This is a genomic window from Pseudoalteromonas sp. GABNS16E (assembly GCF_028598715.1).
GTDB lineage: Bacteria > Pseudomonadota > Gammaproteobacteria > Enterobacterales > Alteromonadaceae > Pseudoalteromonas > Pseudoalteromonas atlantica.
In genome coordinates this window covers 14887-27188 of the sequence record NZ_JAQREZ010000027.1, presented here as the reverse complement: position 1 = coordinate 27188, position 12302 = coordinate 14887, and the positions used below count along the sequence as shown (strand labels likewise).

Annotated in this window: 11 protein-coding genes; 3 read left to right on the top strand and 8 right to left on the bottom strand. The window is 42.7% G+C overall.

Annotation, left to right across the window (positions count from 1 at the left end):
* Positions 1-33 precede the first annotated feature (33 nt).
* The gene (locus tag PSI06_RS12060; RefSeq protein ID WP_004587550.1) at positions 34-432 is read right to left on the bottom strand and encodes a DUF3224 domain-containing protein; all 399 of its coding nucleotides are present in this window, start codon (positions 430-432) and stop codon (positions 34-36) included.
* Positions 433-523: 91 nt separating this feature from the next.
* Here PSI06_RS12060 and PSI06_RS12055 point away from each other — a divergent pair, with 91 nt between their 5' ends.
* Entirely contained in the window at positions 524-2302 is a 1779-nt protein-coding gene (locus PSI06_RS12055) for an ABC transporter transmembrane domain-containing protein (RefSeq protein WP_273603832.1), read from the top strand.
* Here the strand turns inward: PSI06_RS12055 and PSI06_RS12050 are convergent.
* On the bottom strand, positions 2299-2931 hold the full coding sequence (locus PSI06_RS12050; RefSeq protein WP_004587548.1) for an OmpA family protein: 633 nt from the start codon (positions 2929-2931) through the stop codon (positions 2299-2301). The genes PSI06_RS12055 and PSI06_RS12050 overlap by 4 nt on opposite strands.
* Positions 2932-3146: 215 nt before the next feature.
* On the opposite strand from PSI06_RS12050, the gene chrA reads away from it, so the two are divergent.
* On the top strand, positions 3147-4301 hold the full coding sequence (gene chrA, locus PSI06_RS12045; protein WP_064384604.1) for a chromate efflux transporter: 1155 nt from the start codon (positions 3147-3149) through the stop codon (positions 4299-4301).
* Here chrA and PSI06_RS12040 read toward each other — a convergent pair.
* From PSI06_RS12040 to speA, 4 genes are all read right to left on the bottom strand, one after another.
* On the bottom strand, positions 4261-5517 hold the full coding sequence (locus tag PSI06_RS12040; RefSeq protein ID WP_029773670.1) for a mechanosensitive ion channel family protein: 1257 nt from the start codon (positions 5515-5517) through the stop codon (positions 4261-4263). The two genes, chrA and PSI06_RS12040, sit on opposite strands and share 41 nt — an antisense overlap.
* Complete coding sequence (locus tag PSI06_RS12035) at positions 5514-6434, bottom strand: acetyltransferase (protein WP_273603833.1); 921 nt, start codon at positions 6432-6434, stop codon at positions 5514-5516. The genes PSI06_RS12040 and PSI06_RS12035 overlap by 4 nt, the downstream gene beginning before the upstream one ends.
* A 28-nt stretch (positions 6435-6462) precedes the next feature.
* Positions 6463-7341, bottom strand: coding sequence for an acyltransferase (locus tag PSI06_RS12030; protein ID WP_273603834.1), 879 nt, complete (start codon positions 7339-7341; stop codon positions 6463-6465).
* A gap of 64 nt (positions 7342-7405) precedes the next feature.
* Positions 7406-9286: a biosynthetic arginine decarboxylase gene (gene speA, locus PSI06_RS12025; protein WP_273603835.1), complete on the bottom strand. Its 1881-nt coding sequence runs from the start codon at positions 9284-9286 to the stop codon at positions 7406-7408.
* Between the two features lie 197 nt (positions 9287-9483).
* Between speA and speE the strand changes: the two genes are divergently transcribed.
* The gene (gene speE, locus PSI06_RS12020) at positions 9484-10347 is read left to right on the top strand and encodes a polyamine aminopropyltransferase (protein ID WP_054983340.1); all 864 of its coding nucleotides are present in this window, start codon (positions 9484-9486) and stop codon (positions 10345-10347) included.
* 54 nt (positions 10348-10401) lie between these two features.
* Here the strand turns inward: speE and PSI06_RS12015 are convergent, their stop codons facing one another.
* Both PSI06_RS12015 and PSI06_RS12010 read right to left on the bottom strand, forming a co-directional pair.
* Entirely contained in the window at positions 10402-11628 is a 1227-nt protein-coding gene (locus tag PSI06_RS12015; RefSeq protein WP_273603836.1) for a hypothetical protein, read from the bottom strand.
* Positions 11618-12241 carry a methylamine utilization protein gene (locus PSI06_RS12010; RefSeq protein ID WP_273603837.1) on the bottom strand — a complete coding sequence of 208 codons (624 nt, stop codon included), beginning with the start codon at positions 12239-12241 and terminating at the stop codon, positions 11618-11620. Before PSI06_RS12010 ends, PSI06_RS12015 begins: the two co-directional genes overlap by 11 nt.
* Between the last annotated feature and the right edge of the window lie 61 nt (positions 12242-12302).

Sequence of the window (12302 nt, the reverse complement as noted above, 5' to 3'; positions counted from 1 at the left end):
CGCAAAATGATTAAGTAATATTGCGGATTGGTATTATAAGGTGTATTCAAAATCGTAGTAGTGAATCCCTTGCTCAATACGTATTTTCATACTGCCCGTTAACCCTTCTAGCTCATGAGTGCCTGAGTCGGGAATTACATTTAAAATCAGACTGTCTTGGCCTTTATCCATAGTACCAAAATGCTGTAATACAAAGCTGCCTTTTTTACCTTCAAGCTCGCCTATTACTTGCTCTATAGCAACATAACCGGCACTGCCTTGTGTAGGAGTCATGGCGCTTAGCATTTCGCCTTGGCTGGTGGCATTTAAGCTGCCTTTAAATGTTTTATCTATCGACATACGCCCTAAATTAACGCCGTTTTGGCCGCTTGCGTAGCCTTCTATTGGGGCCAGATTTACATTAAATTCTCCACTTACGGTTGCAGTAGTCATAACGTTTCCTTATTGATGCTAATGTTTAAAAGTATTGATTTTTATTATCTTAGTGCCATATCTATACCTTAACCTTTAAAAAGAATCCACTATGTCAAAAACAAGCCCTAAGCCCGAAAAAGCCGCTTTTAGTAGTTTATTACCTATTTTTGCGTTTATTAAACCGTATAAATGGATGGTAGTGGCGGCACTTGGCGCCCTTTTAGTCACCGCTGGTGTTAACTTATCATTGGGCCAAGGGGTTAAGTTTGTCATAGATCATGGCTTTATTGCTGGCTCCCAAGCGCAGCTACAACAAGCTGTATTAGTGCTTATTGGTTTAATTAGTTTATTGGCCGTGGGCACCTTTAGCCGCTTTTATTTAATGTCGAGGATTGGCGAACGAGTTAGTAACGATATTCGCAAAGCGGTGTTTAATCGCATTGTTACCTTGCACCCAAGTTACTTTGAAGAAAACCGCAGTGGCGAGCTTATGTCGCGTTTAACAACCGACACCACCTTGCTGCAATCGATTATTGGCTCTTCCTTTTCTATGGCGCTGCGCAGTGCATTAATGTTAGTGGGTGGCTTGGTAATGCTATTAGTGACTAACTTAAAGCTTACGCTCGTAGTGGTTGCGTGTGTGCCGCTAGTATTGGTGCCGATGATGGTATTTGGCAAAAAGGTTCGCAAACTTGCAAGTTCTAGCCAAGATGCAATAGCCGATATAAGCACCTATGCCGGCGAGATCATTCAAAATATTAAAGTGGTACAAAGCTATAGCCACGAACAGCGTGAGCAACACGCCTTTGCACTTGAAACAGAAAAAGCCTTTAACGTTGCCAAAAGCCGTATTAAACAGCGCTCTTTTTTAATTGCTGCGGTAATATTTTTAACCTTTAGTGCGATTAGCGTAATGCTCTGGGTAGGCGGTAGTGACGTATTAGCAGGCACCATGACAGGCGGTGAGCTAGGTGCATTTGTGTTTTACGCCATTATGGTGGCCATGTCGGTGGCTACCGTAGCCGAGGTTTACGGCGAGCTACAACGAGCTGCTGGGGCGGCAGCGCGCCTACTTGAATTACTGGCCGTCAAAAGTGAAATAGAAAACCCTGTCACTCCACAAGACGAAAAGCTATTAATAAAGACTGACAGCCCCGCCATTGCACTTGAAAATATTAGCTTTAACTACCCATCTCGCCCCGATGTAAGCGCACTTAACAAAATAAGTTTAACAATAGAGCAAGGTAAAACAGTGGCTATTGTAGGCCCCTCTGGCGCAGGTAAAACTACGTTATTTGAATTACTACAGCGCTTTTACGACCCTGCTCACGGCGCGATTAAATTTCATGATGTAAATATTAAAGACATATCGCTTACCACCCTGAGGGACAAAATGGGCATGGTGGCACAAAACCCTATTTTATTTAGCTCAGATGTAATGCATAACATTCGCTACGGCAACCCAAACGCCACTGACGAGCAAGTATATGCGGCCGCAAAACATGCTCATGCCGATGAATTTATTCAGCAATTACCGCAAGGTTATAACAGCTTTTTAGGTGAGCAAGGCGTAAGGCTATCGGGTGGTCAAAAGCAGCGTATTGTATTGGCACGCGCTATTTTAAAAGACCCAGAAATACTGCTTTTAGATGAAGCCACCAGTGCACTCGATGCGCAAAGTGAGCACCAGGTACAAGCCGCGCTTGAGCATTTAATGCAAAATAGAACAACGTTAATTATTGCCCATAGGCTGGCAACGGTTAAACATGCCGATGTGATTGTAGTAATGGAAAATGGGGAAATAAGAGCAACAGGGAGCCACCAGCAATTGCTAGCAAGCTCCCCTTTGTATCAGCGTCTTTGTGAATTGCAGTTCAACAAAAACTAACCTTCTGTGTTTGGCACTATTTGAATTTCTACACGGCGGTTTTGAGCTCGGCCGTTAGCGCTATCGTTAGTGGCTATTGGGCGGGTTTCGCCGTAGCCTGTAGTGCTAATACGTGCAGCCATAATTTGCTGGTTCACTAAGTAATTTTTAACGCTTTGCGCGCGCTCGCGCGACAGGTTCATATTGTAGCTGTCTTTACCTGTGCTATCTGTGTGACCTTCCACGCTTAGGTAGGTTTTTTCGTATTTGTTCATTACTTTAGCAATGGCGTTTAGAGTATCGTTAAAACCTGATGAAATATAAGATTGGTCTGTCGCAAAGGTAATATTAGATGGCATAACTAAACGTAAGTTATCGCCCTCACGTACAACTTCAACCCCTGAGCCTGCTAGTTCATCACGAAACGCTTCTTCTTGCTTATCCATGTAATCACCTACAGCAGCACCAGCTAGTGCGCCAATAGCAGCACCAATAAAGATACGCTTATCTTTATGATTACCCGTTGCTTTACCTAATACGCCACCTGCGGCTGCACCAATTGCGGCGCCCTTGCCTGTGTTGTTCATTTCGCAACCACTTAGCAATACAGCTACTACGGTTACGCTTAAAAGTGATTTAGTTAAAGTCATGTGATGTCCTATTCATTAAGAATTATAAAGCGAGTATGCAAATACATGTATGAACAAACTATGAAGAGCATGTTAAAAGCAGTTCGCTTTATACCAATCCACTTAATTAAGTGGATTGGTATTATTTGTAGATTACGAATTAATGTATGCATTTAATAAAAGTGTCATACTCCTTTGTGACAATTTAATGAACTTTAAAAAAGGATATGAGCTCAATGTTAGTCGCTATTTTTAGACAGTTTTTTTTACTTGGCTGCATGAGTTTTGGTGGCCCTGCTGCCCATTTAGGCTATTTTAAACGCCACTTTGTAGACACACTAAACTGGTTAAGCGATACCCGCTACGCGCAGCTTATTAGTTTAAGCCAAGCGCTGCCCGGGCCTGGTTCAAGCCAAGTGGGCTTTGCAATTGGTGTTGAGCGGGCGGGGGTTATTGGTGGCATTACCGCATTTATCGCTTTTACCTTACCGTCTTTTTTAATCATGTTGTTATTAGCGGTAAGCGCGCATCAGTTTGATGCTGTTTACTTTGCTATTATTGCAGGCTTAAAACTGTTTGCGGTTGTTATTGTGGCCGATGCAACACTCACTATGGCAAAAAGCTTTTGTACCAGCGCTGCGCTCAAGCTTATCGCAGTAATGAGTACCTTGGCTTTATTACTATTTCCTTTACTTGGCACGCAAATAGCTATTTTAGTGAGTGCCGCTGCTATAGGCGCAATTTGGCCTCTGTTACAGCTCAACACCCAGACTGAGCCTAAAGCAGATACCAAAAGCGCGTTTAGGTGGCTCCCTTTAGGCTTATTTGTATTACTACTCGCTATTAGCTTTATACCTTTAGGTGATGACCTTGCTTTGTTTGCTCCTTTTTACCAAGCGGGCGCTATGGTATTTGGAGGCGGGCATGTGGTATTGCCTGTATTGCAAGCTGGCGTACCGGCGCTAAGTAACGATCAATTTTTAAGTGCGTATGCCAGTGCTCAAGCAATTCCTGGCCCCATGTTTACAATAGCCACTTACTTAGGCGCGCAACTCACTTCAGAGCAACCCTTAATAGGGGCCATAGCTGCAACCCTACTTATTTTTACACCGGGTTTTTTATTAATGCTGGCGTTTCAAAAAAGCTGGTTAAACCTGGCAAGTAAACCTCGCTTTGCAAGCTCTATTGCGGCGCTTAACGCTGCCGTAGTTGGCTTTTTAGCGGCGGCTTTGTACTCACCTATTTGGACATCGGCCGTTCACAACCTATGGCAGGTTGCATTGGTTATTGCTGCTTTTGCATGGCTAAGAATGAAAAAGCCACCTATTTGGTGGCTATTAGCTTTATTTATTAGTGTGGGCCTTGTTCAGCACTATTTGCCATTACTTTAAAGGTCGGCTTATCGGTTTGCTGTGCATTAGGCGGGCTTAATTGCCCGCTAACACTTTGATACGCTCTAAGGCCAAATACTGGCAACACTGCCAATAAGTGATCCATAATTTCGGCTTGTAAATGCTCGTAAGATATCCAGCGTTTGTCTTCACTAAAGCAATAAAACTCAATCGGTAAACCGTGGTTCATTGGTTGTAGCTCACGCACCATGAGCGTCAGTGAGGTATTTATTCTGTTATGCTGCTTTAAATAGCCCTCGGCGTAGCGGCGAAACAAGCCTAAGTTAGAAACCGGATCAGGCAACGAGGCAACACGTATATATTCATGCAATGGTATAGCTGCATCTATTTGTTTTCTAAATTCGTCACTTACTAAGCATATGCTGTGCATATCAATATTTAGCGAGCGCTTAATACGTCGGCCGCCAGATTCTTGCATTCCTCGCCAGTTTTTAAACGACCCTGCTACCAGCATATAAGTAGGAATAGTCGTAATGGTGTTATCCCAGTTACGCACTTTTACGGTGTTTAGCCCTAAGTCTATTACTTCACCGTCGGCGCCGTAGTTTTCTACTTGAATCCAATCGCCGTAAGTAACTAATCGGTTTGCCGCAATTTGAATACTGGCTACAAAGCCTAAAATAGTGTCTTTAAAAACCAATAAAGTAACAGCGGCTATCGCACCAAAACCCGACAAAATATAGGTAGGCGATTTTTCAAGCACAATGCTGACTATTAAAATTGCACACACAATAAAGGTGATCAGCTTAACAACTTGTAATAAGCCCTGAATTGGCACTTCGCGGGCAAAATCTAGCTGGTTATAAATAGCGCCGGCAATGCTTACAATGCTGCTAAAAATAAAGCCTACATGAATAATTAATATACCTTGGCCAATGGTTTTTAGTATTTCGGCACTGAGCTCATTAACAGGGTAAACGCTGTCGAAGGTTGCTAAAAAAAGCACGCTACATAACATACCGGCTATGCGCTTATTAAGTTTTGTGAGCAACGGAGAAAGTAACCCTATGCGCTCTGGAGATAACTTAGTCACCACTTTTTGAATGCCTGGCAGCATTAATCGGCGTGTAAATAAATACACCACTAACAACGAAAAAACACCAATAGAGGCTGCAGTAATTGCACTTAAAAAATCTGCGTCGGGTACTTTTTCAAACCAAGGAGCGATTAGCTCCTGCAGGTGGGTATTGGTCATAGTGTTTCTATTTCCTTACAAATGGGTGGCTCAGGTAAATCGTGTTGGGCATAAATGCTGGCAAGTTGCGCGTCTTTAGCAACCCATAGCTCATTAACGTACTTTTGAAAGTGGCTTCTAAATGCTTTGTCGTGTTGGTAACTACCTAACATTTTCTGGTTTATAGCAACCACGTCAATAGAAACATAAATTGAATCAAGCTCGCCCTTTAAAATATTACGACAAACATGGCTCGTGCTGCCGCTGTACACCACACTAGTATTTAGCATGGCGTCAAATTGCTCGCCAAGTACCTCAAGTGCAAAGGCAATGCCGCCCGCTTTGGGCTTGAGTAAATGTTTAAACGGGCTTTGCTGGCTTGCATGCTTTGCGTGCGTGTAGCGGGTGCCTTCAACAAAATTAATTATGGTGGTGGGATTATTCCTAAAATTACGACAGCTTTGCTTGGTACGCTCAACATCTAGCCCTTTAAGCTTGGGGTTTTTAGCAAGCTGCGCTTTAGTTACGCGCTTCATAAAAGGCATGCCCATAGCCCATGCGCCAGAGCCAATAAATGGCACATACTTTAATTCGTCTTTTAAAAAAAACTTTGGCGCAGGTAAAACATTAATTGAGCTAAGTACCACAATATCTAACCAGCTCATGTGGTTACAAATTAGTAAGTACCAACTTTTTGAATTTACATCGCCGTTTATGTTTACTTTTATGTTGGCGCAGCCCAGCCACAAGCCAAACCGATTGCCGTTACACCAGCCTCGGTACACGCTATGCAGTATGGTGTTAATTATAGAAAAAGGCAGGACAAGCTTTATTAACCCTAGCATTAATACTAAGGTGCCAAAAATGATTACATTTGAAAAAATCACGCAGCCTACAATTAAGCCGTTGAGCCAATTTGGTAACCACTTTTTTAGCATAATTGTAAGCCCATTTTTTATTACCTTATTATTTATGGTTTTGTTCGAGCTGCAAAAGCGTGTGCTCTTTTTCTTCCCATAAACGGTTTAATTCACTTTGAAAGCCGACTCTAAACTCAGAGTCGCCAGTGTAATCACCGATCAACTCCTCGCTTACTGGGCGAATGTCTACATGCACATTAATTTGCTTCACTTTGCCGCCGGCAAAGTCCATAAACGTAGGGATGCCATCGGGGTAATGAATGGTCACATTAACCATTTTAGAGATTTGCTCACCCATGGCTTGCATTACGAATGCGATCCCGCCTGCTTTTGGCTTTAATAAATGCGGAAAAGGGCTATTTTGGCGAGCATGTTTTTGTGTTGTAAAACGTGTACCTTCTACAAAATTAACAATGCTTACTGGCATTTCTTTAAATTTTTCACAGGCTTTGCGGGTGGTTTCTATGTCTTTACCACGTAGCTTTGGGTTCTTTTTTAGCTGCGCTTTGCTGGTGCGGGTCATAAACGGAAAGTCGAGCGCCCACCAGCACAGACCTAAAATTGGCACGTAAATTAGCTCTTTTTTCAAAAAGAAATTTAAAAAAGGTATTTTACGATTAAATACACGTTGCAGTACTAATATATCTACCCAGCTTTGGTGGTTAGCAATCACTAAGTACCAGTCTTTTAATTTGGTTTCTTCAAGGCCGGTAACGTTAATTTTTGTTGGCGTGAATAAGCGTTGGTTAATGCTATTAACCGACACCCAAATAGTGGCACACTGTTTAGCAACCCAGCTTAAAAGCTTTTGCATAGGCTTGATAGGGATTAATTTTAATAGCCCACAAACAAAAATAGGCACAAACCAAATAAGTGTGTTTATTGTATAAAGCATAATACTTAATACACTGCGGATTACTGACATTTATTTACTTTCCTTTAAACAATGCGCGCCAAACAGCGACGCTTTTAATTCTGAGAGTGTACGGTTAATCTTCGAAGTAAGTATAACCTTCAAGCCCGGCATTAAGCTCGGTTAAATACCCTGCTTTACACTGCTCAGACACAGCTAGCTTGTTGACCAATAATTCAAAGTTTTGTGCCAAAATGGCGCTATCATAGTCAACAAACTTTAATACATCCTTAACGCTATCACCTTTAATAGCATTGGTTAATACATAACCGTCATCAGTAAGCTCTACATGCACTGAGTCGGTGTCGCCAAATAAGTTATGTAAATCACCTAAAATTTCTTGGTAAGCCCCCACCATAAACATGGCTATATGGTATTGCTCGCCATGTTGGTACTCAGGTATAGGTAAACTGGTTTCTATGCCCGCGCCTTCTACGTACTCACGAATTTGCCCATCTGAGTCACAGGTAATATCTTGAATAATAGCGCGCTGGGTAAGCGGTTTATCTAAATTTTCGATAGGCATAACTGGAAACAACTGCTCAATGCCCCATACATCAGGTAACGACTGAAACAGTGAAAAGTTAACAAATAGCTTATCGGCTAGCTTTTCGTGTAAATCGTCAAGTACCTCACGGTGCGCACGCGCGTTATTGCTAAGTGATGCGCGTACTCGGTGCAAAATAGTAAAATATAATTGCTCTATTTTCGCCCACTCTAGCATGCTTACTAACCCATGCACGTATTGGTCGTGCGCTTCGCTAAATAAGTGCATCGCATCGTGGTAAATCTCTAGCGCCATACGCGGGTTTAAACGCTGTAAACACTGCCACATTTCATCAAGCACTAGCGCACTGTTTTTAAGTGGCGGTTCTGGATTTGGATGATTTGGCGCTTTTTCTACGTCTATTACATCGGTAATTAACACCGCGTGGTGCGCTGTTAAAGCACGCCCTGATTCGGTGATAATGGCTGGGTGCGTAAGTTGATGTTGGTCGCACACCTCAGCAAAAGCATTAACCACATTACGTGCGTATTCTTCAACGGTGTAGTTCATCGAGCACGCACTGCGTGAGCCTGAGCCTTCGTAGTCAACCCCTAAGCCACCGCCTACATCAACTGTATTAAGCGGCACTCCTAGCTGGGTAAGTTCAGCAAAGTGGCGCGCGCATTCACGCAGGGCGCGGTGTATGTCGCGTATGTTGGCAATTTGAGAGCCAATATGAAAATGCACCATTTGCATTAAATGTAATTTATTATGCTTTTTAAGCACCTCAACAGCACTAAGCACTTGGCCTGCGGTTAAGCCAAATTTGCCTTTTTCGCCCCCGGTATTTTGCCACTTACCTTTGCCTACTGAGTTTAAGCGAATACGTATACCAATGGCAGGCTCTATGCCTAGGTTATCTATTTCTTCAAGTAAGGTTGTCAGCTCTGAGAGTTTTTCGACGACTATTTTAACGCTGTGTCCCATCGCTTGACCAATACAGGCTAAACGTAAAAATTCACTGTCTTTATAGCCATTGCACACAATAGTAATGGGTTTATCGGCTACCCCTAAAATTGCCATAAGCTCAGGCTTTGAACCGGCCTCTAGGCCAACTAAACCACTTGGGTGCGCCAATAGTTTACTGACCACCGAGCGTTGCTGATTTACTTTTATAGGGTATACACACGTGTACTTGCCTTGGTACTCGCGGCTGCTGCGCGCTAAGGTAAATGCATGAGTGAGTGTATCTACTCTATTTTTTAAAATATCGGTAAAGCGCACCAACACCGGCAATGTTAAACCTTGCTGCTTAAATTGCTCTGTGAGCTGCGTTAAAGAAATCGCATTTTTAGATTGGTCACCATCTGGGTAGGCAACCAGCTCGCCTTGTGCGTTAATATCAAAATAGCCATCGCTCCAATGAGCAACATTATATGTAGCGCGTGCTGTTTCTAAACCCCAAGTCATGGCAACTCTTCTTTAATCAATTAGCTATAAAGGCGCATTTTAATACGTCACTACCCCCTACGCTAACAAAAATTGAACTTTAACTCGATACTGGCTAACTTTATTGGCAAAGCAGTTAAAATTTCATTGAGCAAAACGCGAAGCACTGGCAGAATTGCCCCTTTTTCATACTCAACTTAAAAAGTGTAAAAGCAACTATGGCAAATTTAGATCAAAGTAAGTGGTTTACAGAAATTAGCGACCGCGATGGCAGCGCATTTTCATTACGTATCAACAAAAAGTTGGATGAAAAACAGTCTCCTTTTCAAAAGGTAGAAATGTTCGAAACCACAGACTTTGGTAATTTAATGATCATCGATGGCTGTACTATGGTAACTACCCGCGAAAACTTTTTTTACCATGAGATGATTAGCCACCCTGCACTTTTAGCGCACCCAAACCCTAAAAACGTGGTAATTATTGGCGGCGGCGATTGCGGTACATTACGTGAAGTTTTAAAACACCCAGGTGTAGAAACCGTAACGCAAATAGATATAGACGAAGTAGTCACGCAAATGTCGTTAAAATACTTCCCAGAGCTTTGTGAGTCTAACAACGATGCACGCGCAACTGTTATGTTTGATGATGGTATTAAATACATGCGTGACGCTGCGGGCGAGTCTATTGATGTTGTTATTGTTGATGGTACAGACCCAGTAGGCCCAGGCGAGGGTTTATTTAACCACGCGTTTTACACTAGCTGCTTAAATGCATTACGCCCTGGTGGTATTTTAGTGCAGCAAAGCGAATCGCCATTAATGCATATGCCACTGCTAGTAGAAATGCGCGAGGCCATGCTAAGTGTGGGCTTTAACGACTTGCAAACACTGCCATTTCCACAGCCAATTTACCCAAGCGGTTTATGGTCAGTAACGCTTGCTCGTAAATCACAAGCATTTAATGGCTTTAGAGAAGCCGATGCCGAGCAAGTTGCACAACAAAGCGAATACTACAACAGCGGTATTCATCACGGCGCACTTGCTACACCAAACTTTATGAAACGCGCATTTGATAAAAAATAATTCACACTTTTTTTGAAACTAAAAGGGAGCTTTAAAAGCTCCCTTTTTCGTACTTTAAAAGCGCCATTGAGCGTTAGCCATAAGTTGCTGCTGCGATAGTCGCTGAGCAAACCCACTACCCGGCCTATTTTGTACAAAGCTATGCAGCGCCGAGCCTTCAACACCTATTTGTAGCGTATCTGTTAATTGGTAACGCCACGTAGCTGTTAAGCCTTCGCCATGGCTGGCGTTAGGGTCAAATGCGGTGGTGTCATCGTCATCTACTTTAAAATAATCATACCTAAGCGATAACCTATGCTTACCCGTTTTATGGCTGAGCATTAAATAATGGCTATAAAAACGGTTATAAATAAGCTTATTAGCCCCCATTTCAGTTTTACCATCGAGTAGCTGGGCAATCAAACGGGTTTTACCTGTAAATTTATATAACCACGCTAAGCTGCTAAAGCGAGTATGCCAAGCATACTGCCCTGTTGTGCGATTAAAAATGCTGGGATCGGCGTTATTATCGTAATAATAAAACCTAAACTGCGAGCGTTTTAAATAATCCCAATGCACGCCGGCATAGTAGCCAAAGCGGCCATCTACTTCTTCAAAAGGCAGCACTTGGTTAGCTTGCCAACGTAATTCGTCACTACTTAATGCCGCAATAGGTGCAAATTGTACACTTTCGTTAAATGTTGTTTGCCTGTCGTGCAGCGCAAAGCCGCGCCACGAAAGCAACGTCCCTGTTGGGTCGTTCCCTTTATAAATAGCAGCGCTCACACTAAAACTATGCTTAGAATTAAAACGTTTACCTGGGCGCTTAATGCTAAGCTCACCACCTATGGTGCGAAGCTCTTCGCCAAGCCAACTGTTTATGGCCGAATTAGTATAATTGTAAGGCGAGGTCCAGCCTATATCGGGGTTTTCTAGCGACATACTAGGGTAAAACCCACCGAGCTTTACATGCCATTTATAACGGCTGTTTACTAACGGCTGATACTGGAAATATGCTTGGCTTAAACCTAATGTGGTGTTCGGCTCTTGATTAGCATTAACAACGGCATGTGCGCTCCAGGCGCTACTTAAATCGGCCTTAAAATCTATAATTCCTTGCGATAACAAAATGCTATCACTGCTATCTCCATGGCGATATAAACCAATACCGCCATCTTGAAAGCTTTGTGTATCATCGCTTGCAACCGCACGTACCTGAATAAGCCCTTTAACTTGCGAAAAAGCCGGTAGGCTCATAAAAAGTAGGCCAAGTAATACTGTATTTTTGCGCTTAATAGTCATCAAATTCATCCGTAGCAAAGTCTATTTGCTCGGCTATGGCCTGCTTTACGGTGTAGTGTATAGGTGAATCGCTTACATTAACGCTGTGGATTTCTACGTTGCTTATATCGCTAAAGCCAGAATGCCATACACTCATGCTGTATTGCCCATTAGGGGCAGTTAAATTAACCCTACCGTTGTCGTCGGTAATTGCAAAAACGGTGCTATCAACCACCACAATATAGCCCAGCATCCAGTCATGAATATTACAGCCAAGCTCAACCACCCCAGTTTTATCAAACGTTATGGGCGCTTTAGGTTGCTCTTTGTAAAGTTTCAACTCAAAGGTTTTAGCTTTAGAAAACGAATAAACGTGGTGCATGATAGAGTCGGCATTAGGAAACTCTACCTTTGCATTTTGCGGAACAACTAACGTACGCGGCGTAAACTCGCGGTTTTGTTGGCTCATTGCGTAGGTTTTACTTTCTTGATTGCCGGCCTGAATTGATGCCCCGCTTAGCCACACAACCGCATTTGCTAAAGGCTGATTATTGGCATTTTTTATAGTTATTGTTGTTGCTGCTGCGCAAGTACTCATACATAGCAGTAACACACTTAGTAAGGGTTTTATCATGGGGCTAATCGCTATTATCAATTTGTTTACATTATAGGCCGATTAAACCGTTAAATTCTTT

Bases quoted from the DNA above. Each gene is read 5' to 3' on its own strand.
- speA (WP_273603835.1), bottom strand. From the start codon at position 9,286: ATGACTTGGGGTTTAGAAACAGCACGCGCTACATATAATGTTGCTCAT.
- PSI06_RS12040 (WP_029773670.1), bottom strand. From the start codon at position 5,517: ATGACCAATACCCACCTGCAGGAGCTAATCGCTCCTTGGTTTGAAAAA.
- PSI06_RS12035 (WP_273603833.1), bottom strand. From the start codon at position 6,434: ATGCTAAAAAAGTGGTTACCAAATTGGCTCAACGGCTTAATTGTAGGC.
- chrA (WP_064384604.1), top strand. From the start codon at position 3,147: ATGTTAGTCGCTATTTTTAGACAGTTTTTTTTACTTGGCTGCATGAGT.
- PSI06_RS12055 (WP_273603832.1), top strand. From the start codon at position 524: ATGTCAAAAACAAGCCCTAAGCCCGAAAAAGCCGCTTTTAGTAGTTTA.
- PSI06_RS12050 (WP_004587548.1), bottom strand. From the start codon at position 2,931: ATGACTTTAACTAAATCACTTTTAAGCGTAACCGTAGTAGCTGTATTG.
- PSI06_RS12015 (WP_273603836.1), bottom strand. From the start codon at position 11,628: ATGACTATTAAGCGCAAAAATACAGTATTACTTGGCCTACTTTTTATG.
- PSI06_RS12010 (WP_273603837.1), bottom strand. From the start codon at position 12,241: ATGATAAAACCCTTACTAAGTGTGTTACTGCTATGTATGAGTACTTGC.
- speE (WP_054983340.1), top strand. From the start codon at position 9,484: ATGGCAAATTTAGATCAAAGTAAGTGGTTTACAGAAATTAGCGACCGC.
- PSI06_RS12030 (WP_273603834.1), bottom strand. From the start codon at position 7,341: ATGTCAGTAATCCGCAGTGTATTAAGTATTATGCTTTATACAATAAAC.
- PSI06_RS12060 (WP_004587550.1), bottom strand. From the start codon at position 432: ATGACTACTGCAACCGTAAGTGGAGAATTTAATGTAAATCTGGCCCCA.